Annotated in this window: 16 protein-coding genes; 15 read left to right on the top strand and 1 reads right to left on the bottom strand. The window is 69.4% G+C overall.

Annotated elements, in window-relative coordinates:
• Positions 1 to 95 precede the first annotated feature (95 nt).
• From AB0B96_RS09245 to AB0B96_RS09205, 9 genes are all read left to right on the top strand, one after another.
• The gene (locus AB0B96_RS09245) at positions 96 to 875 is read left to right on the top strand and encodes a metalloregulator ArsR/SmtB family transcription factor (protein ID WP_362897395.1); all 780 of its coding nucleotides are present in this window, start codon (positions 96 to 98) and stop codon (positions 873 to 875) included.
• Positions 872 to 2284, top strand: a complete 1413-nt coding sequence (gene sufB / locus AB0B96_RS09240) for a Fe-S cluster assembly protein SufB (RefSeq protein ID WP_344920891.1) — start codon at positions 872 to 874, stop codon at positions 2282 to 2284. Before AB0B96_RS09245 ends, sufB begins: the two co-directional genes overlap by 4 nt.
• Positions 2284 to 3405, top strand: a complete 1122-nt coding sequence (sufD, locus tag AB0B96_RS09235; protein ID WP_362897318.1) for a Fe-S cluster assembly protein SufD — start codon at positions 2284 to 2286, stop codon at positions 3403 to 3405. The genes sufB and sufD overlap by 1 nt, the downstream gene beginning before the upstream one ends.
• Positions 3402 to 3719: a non-heme iron oxygenase ferredoxin subunit gene (locus AB0B96_RS09230; RefSeq protein WP_350947742.1), complete on the top strand. Its 318-nt coding sequence runs from the start codon at positions 3402 to 3404 to the stop codon at positions 3717 to 3719. Before sufD ends, AB0B96_RS09230 begins: the two co-directional genes overlap by 4 nt.
• Positions 3720 to 3756: 37 nt before the next feature.
• Complete coding sequence (gene sufC / locus AB0B96_RS09225) at positions 3757 to 4491, top strand: Fe-S cluster assembly ATPase SufC (protein ID WP_362514373.1); 735 nt, start codon at positions 3757 to 3759, stop codon at positions 4489 to 4491.
• Positions 4491 to 5750, top strand: coding sequence for a cysteine desulfurase (locus AB0B96_RS09220; RefSeq protein ID WP_362897317.1), 1260 nt, complete (start codon positions 4491 to 4493; stop codon positions 5748 to 5750). The genes sufC and AB0B96_RS09220 overlap by 1 nt, the downstream gene beginning before the upstream one ends.
• Before the next feature lie 118 nt (positions 5751 to 5868).
• Positions 5869 to 6306 (top strand): Fe-S cluster assembly sulfur transfer protein SufU, encoded by a 438-nt coding sequence (gene sufU / locus AB0B96_RS09215; RefSeq protein ID WP_350947740.1) that lies wholly within the window; start codon positions 5869 to 5871, stop codon positions 6304 to 6306.
• Positions 6303 to 6689 (top strand): metal-sulfur cluster assembly factor, encoded by a 387-nt coding sequence (locus AB0B96_RS09210; protein WP_362897316.1) that lies wholly within the window; start codon positions 6303 to 6305, stop codon positions 6687 to 6689. The genes sufU and AB0B96_RS09210 overlap by 4 nt, the downstream gene beginning before the upstream one ends.
• A 368-nt stretch (positions 6690 to 7057) precedes the next feature.
• A complete protein-coding gene (locus AB0B96_RS09205; RefSeq protein WP_362897315.1) occupies positions 7058 to 8749 on the top strand; it encodes a DEAD/DEAH box helicase in 1692 nt (563 codons plus the stop codon).
• A gap of 251 nt (positions 8750 to 9000) precedes the next feature.
• Here AB0B96_RS09205 and AB0B96_RS09200 read toward each other — a convergent pair whose 3' ends face one another.
• Positions 9001 to 10029: a LacI family DNA-binding transcriptional regulator gene (locus tag AB0B96_RS09200; protein ID WP_362897314.1), complete on the bottom strand. Its 1029-nt coding sequence runs from the start codon at positions 10027 to 10029 to the stop codon at positions 9001 to 9003.
• A gap of 164 nt (positions 10030 to 10193) precedes the next feature.
• On the opposite strand from AB0B96_RS09200, the gene AB0B96_RS09195 reads away from it, so the two are divergent.
• From AB0B96_RS09195 to AB0B96_RS09170, 6 genes are all read left to right on the top strand, one after another.
• A complete protein-coding gene (locus AB0B96_RS09195; RefSeq protein ID WP_362897313.1) occupies positions 10194 to 11975 on the top strand; it encodes an ABC transporter substrate-binding protein in 1782 nt (593 codons plus the stop codon).
• Positions 11976 to 12104: 129 nt separating this feature from the next.
• Positions 12105 to 13100, top strand: coding sequence for an ABC transporter permease (locus tag AB0B96_RS09190; RefSeq protein ID WP_350947735.1), 996 nt, complete (start codon positions 12105 to 12107; stop codon positions 13098 to 13100).
• 86 nt (positions 13101 to 13186) lie between these two features.
• Complete coding sequence (locus AB0B96_RS09185; protein ID WP_350947816.1) at positions 13187 to 14002, top strand: ABC transporter permease; 816 nt, start codon at positions 13187 to 13189, stop codon at positions 14000 to 14002.
• Complete coding sequence (locus tag AB0B96_RS09180; protein ID WP_350947734.1) at positions 14003 to 14944, top strand: ABC transporter ATP-binding protein; 942 nt, start codon at positions 14003 to 14005, stop codon at positions 14942 to 14944. It abuts the gene before it with no gap.
• Between the two features lie 17 nt (positions 14945 to 14961).
• Positions 14962 to 15849 (top strand): ATP-binding cassette domain-containing protein, encoded by an 888-nt coding sequence (locus AB0B96_RS09175; RefSeq protein WP_362897312.1) that lies wholly within the window; start codon positions 14962 to 14964, stop codon positions 15847 to 15849.
• 1 nt (position 15850) lies between these two features.
• Positions 15851 to 18223, top strand: a complete 2373-nt coding sequence (locus AB0B96_RS09170; protein ID WP_362897311.1) for a glycoside hydrolase family 2 protein — start codon at positions 15851 to 15853, stop codon at positions 18221 to 18223.
• Positions 18224 to 18288: the final 65 nt, after the last annotated feature.

Here is an 18288-nt window from a genome sequence, read left to right as displayed (position 1 = left end):
CCTGCGTGATGAACCACATTCCGGACGACCGTACATCGGGTTTGTAACTCGGGAAGCAATTACGGCACACTGATGTTGTGAAATACGTGACCGGGATGCAGGACACCGAGGGAGCCGCCATCGCGCGGCCCTCCGGCGTGTCCGCCGAGCGCAGCACGCGAGCGCGTGTCGCCCGGCTCATCCTGGAACACGGGCCCATCACCGCCGCCGCCCTCGGCGAGCGGCTCGGCCTCACCCCCGCCGCCGTCCGCAGGCATCTCGACGCCCTGCTGGCCGAGGGGATGGCCGAGGCCCGCACCGCGAGGCCGCGAGGCCAGCGCGGGCGCGGGCGACCGGCGAAGCTGTTCGCGATAACCGACGCCGGCCGCAGCGCCTTCGAGCACGCCTACGACGGCCTCGCCGGGAGCGCGCTGCGCTTCCTGGCCGAGCGCGTGGGTCCCGAGGCCGTGGCCGAGTTCGCCCACTCCCAGGTGGCCGGCCTGGTCGACCGCCTGAGACCGAGGATGAGCGAGGTCCCCGCCGACCAGCGGGTCCGTGTCCTCGCCGAGGCGCTGTCGGCCGACGGCTACGCCGCCTCGGCGAGCAAGGCGAGCCTCGGCGGCGAGCAGCTGTGCCAGCACCACTGCCCGGTCGCGCACGTGGCCGCGGAGTTCCCGCAGCTGTGCGAGGCCGAGACGGAGGCGTTCGCGCGCATCCTCGGCACCCCCGTGCAGCGGCTCGCGACCATCGCCCACGGCGACGGCGTGTGCACCACGCACGTCAGCCCTCACAGAGCACCGGGGCCGGGCGCAGGAGACTCCCCGGCACCCGATCCGGCGCGATCGCCGGCAATCCACGAAACGATCGACACATCGAGCAAGGAGACCGGAAGGTGACTGTCACCGACCGCCCGGAGCTGGAAGGCCTCGGGAATTACAAGTTCGGCTGGGCCGACTCGGACGCCGCGGGAGCGACGGCCCGGCGTGGCCTGTCCGAAGAGGTCGTCCGCAACATCTCCGCGCTGAAGAGCGAGCCGGAGTGGATGCTGGACCTTCGTCTGAAGGGGCTGCGCCTTTTCGGCAAGAAGCCCATGCCCAACTGGGGTTCCGACCTCAGCGGCATCGACTTCGACAACATCAAGTACTTCGTGCGCTCGACGGAGAAGCAGGCCGCCTCCTGGGAGGACCTGCCGGAAGACATCAAGAGCACCTACGACAAGCTCGGCATCCCCGAGGCGGAGAAGCAGCGCCTGGTCGCCGGCGTCGCCGCCCAGTACGAGTCCGAGGTGGTCTACCACAAGATCCGTGAGGACCTTGAGGAGAAGGGTGTCATCTTCGTCGACACCGACACCGCCCTCAAGGAGCACGAGGAGATCTTCAAGGAGTACTTCGGGACCGTGATCCCCGTCGGCGACAACAAGTTCGCCGCGCTGAACACGGCCACCTGGAGCGGCGGCAGCTTCATCTACGTGCCGCCGAACGTCAACGTGGAGATCCCGCTCCAGGCCTACTTCCGGATCAACACCGAGAACATGGGCCAGTTCGAGCGGACCCTGATCATCGTGGACGAGAACTCCTACGTCCACTACGTCGAGGGCTGCACCGCGCCGATCTACTCCTCCGACTCGCTCCACAGCGCCGTCGTGGAGATCATCGTGAAGAAGGGTGCGCGCTGCCGTTACACGACCATCCAGAACTGGTCGAACAACGTCTACAACCTCGTCACCAAGCGCGCCGTGGCGTACGAGGGCGCGACCATGGAGTGGGTCGACGGCAACATCGGCTCCAAGGTCACCATGAAGTACCCGGCCGTCTACCTCATGGGTGAGCACGCCAAGGGCGAGACCCTCAGCGTCGCCTTCGCCGGTGAGGGCCAGCACCAGGACGCCGGGGCCAAGATGGTGCACCTCGCGCCGAACACCAGCTCCTCGGTGATCTCCAAGTCCGTCGCCCGCGGCGGCGGCCGCACCTCCTACCGCGGCCTGGTCCAGATCGAGGAGGGCGCTCACGGCAGCGCCAGCACCGTCAAGTGCGACGCGCTCCTCGTCGACCAGATCAGCCGCTCCGACACCTACCCCTACGTGGACGTGCGCGAGGACGACGTCTCCATGGGGCACGAGGCCACCGTCTCCAAGGTCTCCGACGACCAGCTCTTCTACCTGATGAGCCGCGGTCTGGGTGAGGACGAGGCGATGGCGATGATCGTCCGGGGCTTCGTGGAGCCGATCGCCCGCGAGCTCCCGATGGAGTACGCCCTGGAGCTGAACCGTCTGATCGAGCTGCAGATGGAAGGGGCCGTCGGCTGATGGGTCTCGACACAGGAAAGCCCCTGTCGACCCTCCACGAGAAGGCCTCGTACGACGTGGCCGACTTCGAGGTACCGACCGGCAGGGAGGAGGAGTGGCGCTTCACCCCGCTCTCCCGGCTCAAGGGTCTGCACGAGGGCGCCGCGGCCTCGGCGAACGTGGTCGTGCACGTCGACGCCGCCCCCGAGGTCACCGTGGAGACCGTCGGCCGCGACGACGAGCGGGTCGGTAAGGCCTACGTGCCCGCCGACCGGGTGAGCGCCCAGGCCTACTCCTCCTTCGAGAAGGCCACCGTGCTCACGGTCTCGCGCGAGGCGGTCGCCTCCAAGCCGACCGTGATCACCTTCCTCGGCTCCGGCGAGGGCACCGCGTACGGCCACACGGTCGTGCGGCTGGAGCCGATGGCCGAGGCCGTGGTCGTGCTCGACCACCAGGGCAGTGCCGTCTACGCCGACAACGTCGAGTTCGTCGTGGGCGAGGGCGCCACGCTCAAGGTCGTCAGCCTGCAGGACTGGGCCGACGACGCCGTGCACGTCTCCCACCACCACGCCCTGCTGGCCAAGGACGCGACCTTCCGCGGCTTCGTGGTCACCCTCGGCGGCGACCTGGTCAGACTGTCACCGTCGGTCGCCTACTCCGGCCCCGGCGGCGACGCCGAGCTGAACGGCCTCTACTTCGTCGACGCCGGCCAGCACCTGGAGCACCGCCTGCTCGTCGACCACTCCAAGCCCGGCTGCCGCAGCAACGTCGACTACCGCGGCGCGCTGCAGGGCACCGACGCCCACGCGGTCTGGATCGGCGACGTCATCATCCGGGTCGAGGCCGAGGGCACCGACACCTACGAGCTCAACCGCAACCTGCTGCTCACCGACGGCGCCCGCGCCGACTCGGTGCCCAACCTGGAGATCCTCACCGGCGAGGTCGCCGGGGCCGGCCACGCCAGCGCCTCGGGCCGCCTCGACGACGAGCACATCTTCTACCTCCAGGCCCGCGGCATCCCCTTCGAGGACGCGCGCCGACTCGTCATCAGGGGCTTCTTCGCGCAGCTGCTGGAGAAGATCGAGGTTCCCGAGCTTCGCGAGCGGGTGCTCGCCCGGGTCGAGGCGGAGCTTGAGAAGTGACGTTCGAGAAGGTCTGCAAGCTCGCGGACATCCCCGACGAGGGAGTCATCGGCCTTGAGGTCGACGGCACCCCCGTCGCCCTGGTCCGCCAGGGCGAGGAGGTCCACGCGCTGCACGACGTGTGCTCCCACGCCGAGGTGAAACTCAGCGAGGGGGAGGTCTACGACGGCACCCTGGAGTGCTGGCTGCACGGCTCGTGCTTCGACCTGCGCTCGGGCAAGCCCACCGGCCCGCCCGCCAACAAGCCCGTTCCCGTATACCGAGTGAAGATCGACGGCGATGACGTCCTCGTCTCGCTCTCGAAGGAGTCATAAAGTGTCTGACACGAGCCGAGTCCCCTCGGGGTCCACCCTGGAGATCCGCGACCTGCACGTCACCGTCGCCGACAAGGAGATCCTGCGCGGCGTGAACCTGACCGTGCGGGCCGGCGAGACCCACGCCATCATGGGTCCCAACGGCTCGGGCAAGTCCACGCTCGCGTACGCGATCGCGGGCCACCCCAAGTACACCATCACGAGCGGCCAGGTCCTGCTCGACGGGGTCGACCTGCTGGAGCTCACGGTCGACGAGCGCGCCCGCGCCGGCCTGTTCCTCGCGATGCAGTATCCGGTCGAGGTCCCCGGCGTCAGCGTTTCCAACTTCCTGCGCACCGCCGTCACCTCCATCCGCGGCGAGGCTCCCAAGCTCCGCGAGTTCGCCAAGGACCTCAAGTCCGGCATGGACGCCCTGTCCATCGACGCGGCCTTCGCCCAGCGCAACGTGAACGAGGGCTTCTCCGGCGGTGAGAAGAAGCGCCACGAGATCCTTCAGCTGGAGCTGCTCAAGCCGAAGATCGCCGTCCTGGACGAGACCGACTCGGGCCTCGACGTCGACGCGCTGCGCGTGGTCTCCGAGGGCATCAACCGCTTCCGCTCCGGCGAGACCGGTGTGCTGCTCATCACCCACTACACCCGCATCCTGCGCTATGTGAAGCCGGACTTCGTCCACGTCTTCTCCGCCGGGCGGATCGTGGAGCAGGGCGGCCCCGAGCTCGCGGAGAAGCTCGAGGCGGAGGGCTACGAGGCCTACACGAAGGCGTCCGCCTGATGGACACCGGCCTTGACGTGGAGAGGATCAGGAAGGATTTCCCCGTCCTCTCCCGTGAGCTTCCCGGCGGCAGGCCGCTGATCTACCTCGACTCGGGAAACTCCGCGCAGAAGCCGACCCAGGTGGTCGAGGCGATGCGCGAGCACATGGCGATGCACTACAGCAACGTCGGCCGGGCCATGCACGTGCTGGGCGCGGAGTCCACCGAGGCGTACGAGAACGCCCGCGACAAGGTCGCCGCCTTCATCGGCGCGCCCGACCGCGACGAGGTCGTCTTCACCAAGAACGCCTCCGAGGCGATCAACCTGGTGGCGTACGCCTTCGGCAACCCCGTCGGCGAGGACCCCCGCTTCCGGCTCGGCCCCGGCGACGAGATCGTCGTCTCGGAGATGGAGCACCACTCCAACATCGTGCCGTGGCAGATGCTCGCGCAGCGCACCGGCGCGACCCTGCGGTGGTTCTCCGTCACCGACTCGGGCCGCCTTGACCTGTCCAACCTCGACGAGCTCGTCACCGAGCGCACGAAGATCGTCTCGATCGTGCACCAGTCGAACGTGCTGGGCACGGTGAACCCGGTCGCCCCGGTGCTCGCCAGGGTCCGCGAGGTCGGCGCGTTGATGATGCTCGACGCCTCCCAGTCGGTGCCCCACCAGCAGGTGGACGTGGCCGCGCTGGGCGTCGACTTCCTCGCCTTCACCGGTCACAAGGTCGTCGGCCCCTCGGGGATCGGCGTGCTGTGGGCCCGCGGCGAGTTGCTCGAGGCGATGCCCCCGTTCATGGGCGGCGGCGAGATGATCGAGGCGGTCTGGATGGACCGCTCGACCTACGCGCCCGCGCCGCACAAGTTCGAGGCGGGCACCCCGCCGATCGTCGAGGCCGTCGGCCTCGGCGCCGCGGTCGACTACCTGTCGGAGATCGGGATGGACGCCGTCGTGCGCCACGAGCGCGAGCTCACCGCGTACGCGCTCGGCGCGCTGGGGGAGATCCCCGGGCTGCGGGTGGTCGGCCCGCTGGACCTCGCCGACCGGGGCGGTACGGTCTCCTTCACCCTGGAGGGGATTCACCCGCACGACGTCGGGCAGATCCTGGATGACAACTTCGGGGTGGCCGTGCGCGTGGGACACCACTGCGCACGCCCGCTCCACCTCAGGTTCGGGATTCCCGCGACCACGCGGGCGTCCTTCTACCTCTACAACACACCGGCCGAGATCGACGCACTGGTCCGCGGCCTCCACCACGTGCGGAAGGTGTTCGCCTAGCCATGCCCGAGCAGTCGAGACGGCGTCCGGGCGGACGGCGGGCGGCGGACGCCCGCCGCACGGCGTCCGGCGACGCACGAGCGCACGGCGCAGCGAACGAGAAGGTGAGCACGACCCTATGATCGCCGAGTCCATGTACCAGGAGTTGATCCTGGAGCACTACAAGCACCCGCAGGGGAGGGGGCTCCGCGATCCGTACGACGCCGAGGTCCACCACGTGAACCCGACGTGCGGTGACGAGATCACCATGCGCGTGAAGCTGGGCGACGGCGGCAAGGTCGAGGACGTCTCCTACGACGGGCAGGGCTGTTCCATCAGCCAGGCCGCGGCCTCCGTGCTGCACGAGCTGGCCACCGGCTCGACCGTCGACGAGACCCTCGGTGTCGTGGAGGAGTTCACCCGGCTCATGCAGGGCAGGGGAAAGATCGAGGCGGACGAGGACGTGCTGGGCGACGCCGTCGCCTTCGCCGGGGTCGCCAAGTTCCCCGCCCGGGTGAAGTGCGCGCTACTGGCGTGGATGGCCTACAAGGACGCGGTCGTGAGGAGCACCAAATGAGCAAGGCTGTAGAGACCCCCACCACGGCGTACGACGGTGACGCCACTCATGACGAGGTCATGGAGGCGCTCAAGGACGTCGTGGACCCCGAGCTCGGCATCAACGTCGTCGACCTGGGCCTGATCTACGGGCTCCACCTGGACGCCGCCGACGGGGCCGGTGAGGGCGGCGAGGGGGCCGCCCTGCCGGTCGCCACCATCGACATGACGCTGACCAGCGCGGCCTGCCCGCTGACCGACGTCATCGAGGACCAGGCGCACTCGGCCCTGGAGGGCATGGTCTCCGACGTCAAGATCAACTGGGTGTGGCTCCCGCCGTGGGGCCCGGACAAGATCAGCGACGAGGGTCGCGAGCAGCTCCGGATGCTGGGTTTCAACGTCTGAGCGGCACTTCGCGGCACGGCTCGCACCCCCTCGGTTCGGGCTGTGGCCAATTGTGTGAGAGGATTTCCGAGGCCGGGAAGAAAAACCCGGCCTCGGAGTGTTGACTCCAACCGACGGACAAGCGGCCGGCCCATGCCGGACGCCCCGACCGAACCCGGCACTGCGAACGCCGGGTATGCTTGATCGTGGTTTGACTGCGTGCGGGTAAGCTAGACCCGCCCCGTGCGGTGCGCCTCGACTTGCACCGCACTACCGCCCTTCATGTGGGTGTTGATCCAGCGCGGCCTCAGGCCGTGCGTTCCAGGCTCGTCCTTTCGCAGAAGTGACGTGCCCCGTTCTTCTATCGAAAGGCACGAGTCTTCGTGACCATGCTTGACGCTGTTCTGCCCGAAATCACCGACATCACCGAGATTTCCCAGGCCCCCGCAGGTCCGTCCGAGTTCACCCTCCTCGGTCTGCCGAAGCCGCTGGTGACCGGTCTCTCCCGTGCGGGCATCGACAGTCCCTTCCCCATCCAGCGGGCCACGATCCCCGACATTCTCGCCGGTCACGACGTTCTCGGCCGTGGCCAGACCGGCTCCGGCAAGACGCTCGCCTTCGGTCTGCCCATGATGTCCCGCATCGCCGGCGCCAAGGCCCGTCCGGGCCACCCCCTCGCCGTCGTCCTGGTGCCGACCCGCGAGCTCGCCATGCAGGTGACCGACGCCCTCGAGCCGCTCGGCCGCGGCCTGTCGCTGCGGATGAAGACCGTTGTCGGCGGCATGTCCATGGGCCGCCAGATCGAGGCGCTGCGCCGCGGCGTCGAGGTCATCGTCGCCACGCCGGGCCGTCTCACCGACCTCATGCAGCAGGGTGAGTGCATGCTGGACGAGGTCCAGGTGACGATCCTCGACGAGGCCGACCACATGTGCGACCTCGGTTTCTTCCCGGTCGTCAGCGCGATCCTGCAGCAGACCCCGGCAGACAGCCAGCGCCTGCTGTTCTCGGCCACCCTCGACGGCGACGTCGACAAGCTGGTCCGCCGCTTCCTCACCAACCCGGTGACCCACTCCATGGCTCCGGCCGCCTCCTCGGTCGACACCATGGAGCACCACGTGCTGGAGGTGCACCGCGACGACAAGTTCCCGGTGACCGCCGAGATCGCGAACCGCGAGGGCCGGACCATCATCTTCGTGCGCACCCAGCACGGGGTCGACCGGCTGTGCAAGCAGCTCGCCCAGGTCGGCATCCGCGCCGGCGGCCTGCACGGCGGCAAGCGCCAGAACCAGCGCACCCGCATCCTGGCCGAGTTCAAGGAAGGCGCGATCAACGTCCTGGTCTGCACGGACGTCGCGGCCCGAGGCATCCACGTCGACAACATCAGCCTCGTGCTGCACGTCGACCCGCCCCAGGACCACAAGAGCTACCTGCACCGCGGTGGCCGTACCGCCCGCGCCGGGGAGAAGGGCACCGTCATGACGCTGGTGCTCCCCAACGAGCGCCGCTCCACCGACGCGATGACCCGCCGCGCGGGCATCAAGCCGTTCCGTCTCAAGGCGACCCCGGGCCACCCGCGCCTGGAGGAGGTCGCCGGCGCGCGGATGCCCAGCGGCGAGCCGATCCCGGTCTGGGAGCCTTCGGCACCGGCCGCCAAGCAGCGTCAGGGGCGCGGTGGTTTCGGTGGCAACGGTGGTGGGCGTGGCCCGCGCCGCTTCCGCTCCGACCGTCCCGCCCACGGTGGCGAGGGCCAGTCGTCCCGTGAGCGTTCCTTCGGTGACGACAACCGTGGTGCCTCCGGCGGCGGTCAGTACCGTTCCGAGCGCCCCGCCGGTGGCGGCTACCGTTCCGAGCGTCCCTCGGGCGGCGGTTTCCGCTCCGAGCGTCCCGCCGGTGGCTACCGCGGTGGCGAGCGGCGCGAGCCGTTCCGCGCCGACCGTCCGGCTTCGGCCGGCGGTCACCGTTCCGAGCGTCCGGCCGGCGAGCGCGAGTCGTTCCGCGGCGAGCGCCAGGGCGGCTTCCGCGGCGGGGAGTTCCGCGCCGACGGTCGCGGCTCCTCCGCACGCGGCCGCTACGGGCGCTGATCACCAAGTAGCACCTGAGGGCTTCACCGCGAGCCCCTGAAGGGCCGGTACGACATCCGTCGTACCGGCCCTTTCCCTGTCGCCGGGCGGGGGGCGGCCGCCGGATCCTGTGCGGGAAGGGCGACGGGCGTGTCTTCGCGGCGAGCACGGGCTTCGAACGCGCCGAGGTATGTCGAGGTATGGAGCATCCGGCGCCGCTCGTCATCCTGACCAGGCGCTGAGAAGAGCTCGCGGCCCCGACGTGGAGGTCCTCAGCGGACCTCGGAGGGCGGGGGAGCGGTGCTGGCCCTGGGGGTGAGGCGGGCGGTCTCGTCCTCGTACGGGCCCGCCTCCTCCCCGGCCTCCCCGGTGACGAGGGCGAGGAGCCTGCGGGCGGCGTGGGCGCCGTAGGCGGAGATGTCCCGGCTCAGGGCGGTGAGCGGCGGGCGGACGACGCGGGAGAGGGGGGAGTCGTCCCAGGCGACGATGGACAGGTCGTCCGGCACATCCAGGCGCAGGTCCTGGGCGGCCGACAGCCCGGCGACGGCCATGATGTCGTTGTCGTAGACGATCGCGGTGGGCCGGTCGGCGGAGCTGAGCAGTCGCCGGGTGGCGCGGGCTCCCTCCTCGCCGGTGTAGTCGGTGTGCACGGTCACGTGCTCGGCGACGCCTTCGCAGGCCTGGGCGAAGGCACGGTCGCGTAGCACGGTGTGGAGCAGGCGTGGCAGTCCGGCGATCCTCGCGATCCTGCGGTGGCCGAGCGCGACGAGATATCCCACCGTCTCGTGAACGGCGCCGTCGTCGTCGGACCAGACGGAGACCAGCGACCCGGCCCCCGACGGATGACCGACCACCACGGAGGGCAGGTCCAGCGCCTCGAACTCGGGGACGCGCGGGTCGTCCACGTGCAGGTCGACCAGGATGGCGCCGTCGATGCGGCCTTCCGCCCACCAGCGCCGGTAGATCGAGACCTCCTGCCTGTGGTCGGTGACCACCTGCAGCGTGAGCGCGTAGGAACGGGCCGACAGTTCGCTCTCGATGCCGCTGATCAGCTCCATGAAGAAGGGCTCCATGCCGAGGGTGCGGGCCGGGCGGCACAGGGCGAGGCCCACGGTGTGGGCCCGCGCACCGTTCAGGGCGCGGGCCGCGCTGTTGGGGCGCCAGCCGATCTCCTCGGCGATCGCCAGGATCCTGGCGCGGGTGCTCTCCGAGACGCCGGGCTGCCCGTTGAGGGCGTACGAGACCGCGCCCTTGGAGACCCCGGCCTGTCTGGCGACATCCGTGATCGTCGGTCTTCTCATGTCACTCTCCCCGATCGGGGTGATTGTAACTGAACCGGTCCAGTCGCCTATTGACAGTGCCGACACATTGACTTTACGGTCACGTTACTTATCCGGTTCAGCCAGCGCATGCGGTCGCGTCTAGATCGGTTGGGAGCGCTCCCATGCTGGAGAGGAGACTGTCGATGCGGATTCGACGAAGGTTCGCGATCCTCGGGATGGCGGCCTGTATGGTCGCGACCGGGTGCACCGGAGGATCCACGACGCCGTCCGCCCCGAGCGCGGCGCCGCAGGGTTCCGGCGCCGCGGCCCCGTCCGGCGGTGCGGGTGGTGCGGGCGACGCGAACGCCGCGTTCCCCCGCAACGAGACCCTGTACACCAGTGGCACCCAGTGGGGTCCCCCCGCGAACTGGAACCCGTTGCGGACCTGGGACTCGGCGGTCGGCACCAAGGGGCTCATCTACGAAACCCTGTTCCTGTACGACCCCCAGACGGACGAGTTCACCCCCTGGCTGGCCGAGAGCGGCACCTGGACGGACGACAAGACCTACGACCTCAAGATCAGGCAGGGGGTCACCTGGGCCGACGGCAAGCCGTTCACCGCCGACGACGTGGTCTTCACGGTCGAGCTCGGCAAGATGAAGACCATCCCCTACGCCAACCTGTGGGACTGGCTGGAGAAGGTCGAGGCGGTCGACCAGAGCACGGTCAGGTTCACCTTCTCCAAGGCCAACTACCAGCAGTGGGCCAACTGGGTCTACGGCAACGCGATCGTCCCCAAGCACATCTGGGAGGGCCGCTCCGAGGAGGAGGTGCTGAACGGCGTCAACGAGAAGCCGGTCGGCACCGGGCCGTACGCCTACCACAGCCACGACCAGGACAGGATGGCCCTGGTCAAGCGGGACGGCTGGTGGGCCACCGCCGCGCTGGGCAAGGACGTCAAGCCCAAGTACGTCGTCGACATCGTCAACTCCAGCAACGAGGTCGCGATGGGCCTGCTGCTGCAGAAGGGCCTGGACCTCAGCAACAACTTCCTGCCCGGGGTGGCCAACCTGGTCAAGGGCAACTTCGGTATCAAGACCTACTATCCGGAACCGCCCTACATGCTCTCGGCCAACACCGCCTTCCTGGTGCCCAACACCAAGAAGAAGCCGCTGGACGATCCCGCCTTCCGCAAGGCGATCGCCAACTCCGTCGACACCAAGAAGATCGTCGAGGGTGTATACGGCAACCTGGTCAAGGCGGCCGGCCCCACCGGGCTGCTGCCCCAGTGGGACAAGTACGTCGACCAGGCCGTGGTGAGCGAGAAGGGCTTCTCCTTCGACACCAAGAAGGCGAAGAAGCTGCTGGCCGACGCCGGATACAAGGACGGCGACGGCGACGGGTTCGTGGAGAACAAGGACGGCTCCAAGGTCTCGCTGAAGGTCATCGTCCCGGCGGGGTGGACCGACTGGATGGAGGCGAGCCGGGTGATCGCCGAGGGCGCCAAGGCGGCCGGGATCGACCTCACCCCCGAGTTCCCCGACTACAACGCGCTCGTCGACCAGCGCGCGTCCGGCAAGTTCGACCTGCTGCTCAACAACGAGCGGCAGCTGTCCAACACCCCCTGGATGTACTACGACTACATGTTCCGGCTGCCGATCAACAAGCAGCAGAACACCGTCAACTTCGGCCGCTACGAGAACAAGAAGGTCTGGGACCTGGTCCAGGATCTCGACGGCAAGAAGGCCGACGACCTCGAGGGCATGAAGCAGGTCGCCTCGGAGATCCAGAAGATCCAGCTGGACGATCTGCCGGTGATCCCACTCTGGTACAACGGCCTGTGGGCGCAGACCAGCAACGCGGTCTGGACCAACTGGCCCTCCTCCGACGCCGCGACGCCCAAGAGCCCGCCGACCATGTGGCGCAACTGGCTTGAGCTGGGCGGGGTGCTCACCCTGACCGAGCTGAAGCCCGCCGGAGGCTGATCCCCGCGATCCTCACCCCCTTCCCGCGCCGCCCGCCCGGCCCTCGCCCCACCCGGGGCGGGACGACCGGCCGGCCAGGTTCCGTGGCCGCGCGGGGAGGGGCCCATCTCGCCGATTCTGGAGGATCGCGTGCGACGCTATTTCGGCCGGAAGCTGCTCGTGTACGGGCTCACCTTCCTCGTGGCCGTCACGATCAACTGGATGATCCCGCGCTTCATGCCTGGCGACCCGGTCCAGAGCATGCTGGCCAGGGCGAACGTGTCACAGCCCGCCGCCGTGGAGGCGATGCGGGCCCACTACTCGAACCTGTTCGGGCTCGACCTGCCGCTCTGGGAGCAGTACGCCAACTTCTGGGCGGCGCTCTTCCGGGGCGACCTGGGGACCAGCATCTGGCTGTTCCCCACCCCGGTGACCGACGTCATCGTGCGGGCGGTGCCGTACACGCTGGCGTTGCTCATCCCCTCCATCCTGCTCAGCTGGTGGGCGGGCAACAGGTTCGGCGCCTTCGCGGCCAGACGCAAGTGGCTGGACAACACGGCCCTGCCGATCGGGTACGTGCTCACCGCCACGCCCTACATGTGGCTCGCCATCCTGATGGCCTGGGGACTGGGCATCGTGGCCGGGATCTTCCCCGTCTCCGGCGGCTACAGCTTCTCCATGCGGCCCAACTGGTCGTGGGAGTTTCTCGGGAGCCTGGCGCTGCACTGGTTCCTGCCGTTCGTCTCGCTCTTCCTCGTCGCGTTCGGCGGCTGGGCGATCGGGATGCGCAACATGATCATCTATGAGCTGGAGGCCGACTACTCCACCTACCTGTCCTCGCTCGGGGCCTCCCAGCGGCTCATCCGGCGCTACGCGTTCAGGAACGCGGTCCTGCCGCAGATCACCGGCCTGGCGCTGCAACTCGGCGTGCTCGTGGCCGGGGCACTCGTCACCGAGATCGTCTTCTCCTATCCGGGACTGGGGCACCTCATCCTCAAGGCGATCCAGAACCAGGACTTCTTCCTGCTGCAGGGGACCTTCCTGTTCATCGTCGTGGGAGTGCTGATCGCCAACTTCATCATCGACATCGTCTACGTCCTGGTCGACCCGCGTACCAGGACCGGGATGGGAGGGGAGGCCGCGTGACCGCCGTGCCCGCGGACCCGCGCCAGGAGGGGAAGGCCGTCGTGACGGCCGTGCCCGCCAGGCGCCGCGAGGGTCTGTACTTCGCGATGCGCAACGGAAAACTGCTGGCGGGGCTCGCCGTGCTGGTCCCGCTGCTCGTCCTGGCCGTGGCCGCCCCCGTGATCGTCGGGGGCGACCCCAACGCCTACGTCGCCGCCCCCGCCTCGCCGCCCTCGGCCGAGCACTGGTTCGGCACCACCATGTTCGGCCAGGACATCTTCGCCCAGTTCGTCTACGGACTCAGCCTCACCTTCCAGGTGGGGGTGCTCGGCGGCGGGCTGGCCGCGATCATCGGCATGGCGGTCGGTTTCACCGCCGGATACCGGGGCGGGCTGGTCGACGAGGTGCTGAACATGATCACCAACATCGTCCTGGTCCTGCCCGCGCTGGCGGTGCTGCTGATCGTCAACGCCTACCTCGGTGTGCGCAGCGTCGGCGTGCAGGCGCTCTTCATCGGGCTCACCTCCTGGCCCTGGGCGGCGAGGGCGATCAGGGCCCAGACCTTCTCGCTGCGCTCGCGCGACTTCGTGGACCTGGCCAGGCTCAGCGGCGTGCGCACCTGGAAGATCATCGCCAGGGAGATCGCCCCCAACATGAGCTCCTACCTCTTCATGACTTTCATCCTGCTGTTCGGCGGGTCGATCCTGATCGCCGCCTCGCTCGACTTCATCGGGCTCGGCCCGAGCGAGGGCGTCTCGCTCGGCCTGATGCTCAACAACGCGGCTCGCTGGAGCGCCCTTCACCTGGGCATGTGGTGGTGGTTCATCCCGCCGGGGGCCGGGATCACCGCCATCGTCGGAGCCCTCTACGTGATGAACGTCGGCCTCGACGAGGTGTTCAACCCGAAACTGCGGGAGCTGTAGATGACTCTGCGTGTGAACGACCTGCGGGTCCACTACAGGACCCTGCGCGGCGAGGTGAAGGCGCTCGACGGCGTCAGCTTCGACGTCGGCGACGGCGAGATCCTCGGCCTGGCGGGCGAGTCCGGCTGCGGCAAGACGACCCTCGGCAAGAGCCTCATCAGGATGGACGGGCGGATGCGGCTGGCCGGGGGCGGGGTCGAGCTGGACGGCGAGGAGCTGCCGATCGGCGACGACCGCCGGATGAACCCCTTCCGCTTCAGCCGGGTCTCCCTCATCCCGCAGTACTCCATGAGCGCGCTGAACCCCACCAGGAAGATCGGCCGGATGGTCACCGAGCTGCTCGCCTCCCGGGGCGAGCGCCTCGACGTCGCCGAGCTGGAGCGACGCCTGGACCTGGTCGAACTGCCCCGCGACGTCCTGGATCGCTACCCGATCGAGCTGTCGGGCGGGATGAAGCAGCGGATGGTGATGGTCGTCTCCACCCTGCTCGACCCGTCCCTGCTCATCGCCGACGAGATCACCTCCGCGCTCGACGTGTCGACCCAGAAGGCCGTGGCCAGGACCCTGGTGGAGTTCAGGGACCGGGGCTTCGTGCGCAGCATGATCTTCATCACCCACGACATCTCGCTCACCTACCAGATCGCCGACACGATCATGGTCATGTACGCGGGAAGGCTGGCCGAGAAGGCGCCGGCGGGTGTGATCGTCGGTGAGCCGCGCCATCCGTACACCCGGATGCTGATCTCCTCGCTGCCCGAGGTCGGTGTCCGCCACGCCGAGCGCAGGCTGTCGGGCATCCCCGGCAGACCGCCCTCACTGCTCGACCCGCCCTCGGGCTGTCGCTTCAGGGACCGCTGCCCGCTCGCCTTCGAGCGCTGCGCGCAGGACCCACCGCCGGTCGAGGTCACCCCCGGCCATCACGTCGCCTGCTGGAAGGCCTGACCCGAAGGATTCGGACGATGTTGAGCCTCGAAGGGGTCACCAAGACCTACCGGGTGGGTGCCTTCGGCACCGCGACCCTCACCGCCGTGGACGACGTGAGCCTCGACCTGGCACCGGGGGAGGTGGTCTCCCTCATCGGTGAGAGCGGAAGCGGCAAGACGACCCTCGGCAAGACCGTACTCGGGCTGGTCCGCCCCACGAAGGGCCGGATCACCCTCGACGGCGAGCCGGCCAGGCCGGGCAAGGCCTACTACCGGCACGTGCAGGGGGTGTTCCAGGATCCGTTCAGCTGCTACAACCCGGTCTTCAAGGCCGACCGGGTGCTCCAGATGATCAGGAACGAGTACTTCCCCGGCGTCGCCGACTCCGAGTGGGCCGGCAGGATCGACACCTCACTCAAGGACGTCGGCCTCGACCCCGGGCAGATCCTGGGCCGCTACCCGCACCAGCTCAGCGGCGGCCAGCTGCAGCGCCTGCTGATCGCCAGAGCGCTCCTGCTCGACCTCAGATACCTCGTCGCCGACGAGATCACCAGCATGCTCGACGCCTCCACCAGGATCGACGTCCTCAACCTGCTCGCCGACCTGAAGTCGCGCGGCCTCGGGGTGCTGTTCGTCACCCACGACCTGTCGCTGGGCAACTACATCAGCGAACGGGCCGTGGTCCTGTACCGGGGACAGGTGGTCGAGTCCGGTCCCACCGACCTGGTGTTCGGCAACCCCCTCCACCCGTACACGATCAAATTGCTGTCGTCGGTGCCGAGACTCACCGTCCGGTGGGACGGCGAACCCGCCACCGCCCCCGCGGGGGACACAGGAGAGGGACCCTCCACGCTGGTGGAGGCCGAACCCGGTCACCTCGTCCGGCGGGGCGAGGGCACATCCACGGCATCCGCGGGAGCGTGAGTTGAGGGAACTACACGACGGCTGGACCCTTCACCAGGTGGGCGGGGACCTCTCGGGCGTCCCGGCCACGGTGCCGGGGTGCGTGCACACCGATCTGCTGGCGGCCGGGCTCGCCGAGGACCCGTACCTGGACGACAACGAGAGCCGGCTGACCTGGATAGGCCGCTCGGCCTGGGACTACGAGACGGTCTTCGCCTGGCACGCAGACCGGCACGACCGCACCGACCTGGTCTGCGAGGGCCTCGACACCGTCGCCGTGATCGAGCTGAACGGCGTGGAGGTCGCCCGCGTCGCCAACCAGCACCGCTCCTATCGCTTCGCGGTGCGGGAGCTCTTGCGCGAGGGCGAGAACTCGCTGCGGGTGCGCTTCGCCTCCCCGGTGGAGTACGCCGAGGCGCGCAGGGCCGAACTGGGCGACCGGCCGGGCGCCTACGAGGCGCCCTACCAGTTCATCCGCAAGATGGCCTGCAACTTCGGCTGGGACTGGGGACCGGCCGTCGTCACCTCCGGCATCTGGCGCCCCATCGGCCTGGAGGGCTGGAGCGTGGCCAGGCTCGCGTCGGTGCGCCCGCTGGTGAGCGGGGACGGACGGGTCGAGGTGCACGTCACGGTCGAGCGCGCCGACCGTGACGTGCCCCTCACGCTGACCGCGGAGGTGGCCGGGGTCCCGGTGCGGACGGTGCTGGCCCCCGGCGAGTGCGAGGCCGTGCTGGCGCTGCGGGTGCCCGGCCCCCGGCTGTGGTGGCCGCGCGGTTACGGCGACCAGGACCGCTACGAGCTGGCCGTACGCCTGTCCGAGCGGACCGGCGAGGCGCTGGGGGAGCCGTGGACGCGGCGGATCGGCTTTCGCGACGTCCGCCTCGACCGCACCGACGAGGCCTTCACCGTGGTCGTGAACGGCGTGCCGGTCTTCGTGCGCGGCGCCAACTGGATCCCCGACGACTGCTTCCCCGCCAGGGTGACCCGTGAGCGGCTGGCCGAGCGCTTCGGCCAGGCCGCCGACGCGAACGTCAACCTGCTGCGCGTCTGGGGCGGCGGCCTGTACGAGAGCGAGGACTTCTACGACCTGGCCGACGAGCTCGGCATGCTGGTGTGGCAGGACTTCCCGTTCGCCTGCGCGGCCTATCCGGAGGAGGAGCCGTTCGCCGCGGAGGTGGAGGCCGAGGCGCGCGAGAACGTCACCCGGCTGTCCTGGCGTCCCTCGCTGGTGCTGTGGTGCGGCAACAACGAGAACATCGAGGGCCACGCCGACTGGGGCTGGCAGGACGGCCTGGAAGGACGCACCTGGGGAGCGGGCTTCTACTACGAGCTGCTGCCCGCCCTGGTGGCCGAGCTGGATCCCACCCGTCCCTACTGGCCGGGCAGCCCCTATTCGGGGAGCCCCGACCTGGCGCCCAACGACCCCTCGCGCGGCACCACGCACATCTGGGACGTGTGGAACCGTGAGGACTACACCCGCTACGGCGCCTACCGCCCCCGTTTCGTCGCCGAGTTCGGCTTCCAGGGCCCGCCCGCCCACACCACCCTGCGCGACGCCGTCGGCGGCGAACTCACCCCCGACGCGCCCCTGGTCCTGCACCACCAGAAGGCGCACGAGGGCAACGCCAAGCTGCTGCGCGGTCTCGGCGAGCATCTGCCCGCCCCGCGGACCTACGACGACTGGCACTACCTGACCCAGCTCAACCAGGCCAGGGCCATCGCCTTCGGCATCGAGCGTTTCCGCTCCCTGGCGCCCTACTGCGCGGGCACGATCGTCTGGCAGCTCAACGACTGCTGGCCGGTCGTCTCCTGGTCGGCCGTCGACGGGCGCGGACGGCGCAAGCCGCTGTGGTACGCGCTGCGCCGCGTCTACGCCGACCGCCTGCTCACCGTCCAGGACGGCGCGGTGGCCGTGGTCAACGACGGTCCGCAGCCCTGGACGGGCGAGCTGGAGCTTCGGCGACTCGCCCTGGACGGGGAGCCGCTGGCCAAGGAGAGCGTCCAGGTCGAGGTGGCGCCCCGCTCGGTGGCGAGGATCCCCCTCCCGGACCCGGTGGCCGTCCCTCGCGACCCGTCGGCCGAGCTGCTGTCCGTGCGGCTGGACGGGCACCGCGCGCTCCGCTTCTTCGCCGAGGATCCGCGGGTCGCCTTCCCCACCGCCGTCTACGACACCGATGTGACCCCCGCGCAGGGCGGCGGCCTGGACGTCACCGTCACCGCCCGCACCCTCCTGCGCGACCTCGCCCTCTTCCCCGACCGCCTCGATCCGGCCTCCTCGGTCGACGACATGCTGATCACCCTGCTGCCCGGCGAGAGCGTCACCCTGCACGTCACCGGCTCGCCCGACCCCGCCGCCCTCGTCACCCGCCCGGTGCTGCGCTGCGTCAACGACTGAGCGCGGGCGGCGCGTGTCCCAGAGAGTGGACCTGCACGCGGCGGGGCCGGTGGACCATTAGGCTT

Origin of the sequence: Streptosporangium sp. NPDC049046, from assembly GCF_040649155.1 — a bacterium.
In the GTDB taxonomy this organism is placed as follows: Bacteria; Actinomycetota; Actinomycetes; order Streptosporangiales; family Streptosporangiaceae; genus Streptosporangium.
Note: the sequence above shows the minus strand (reverse complement) of the source record. Positions and strands in the feature narration are given on the sequence as shown.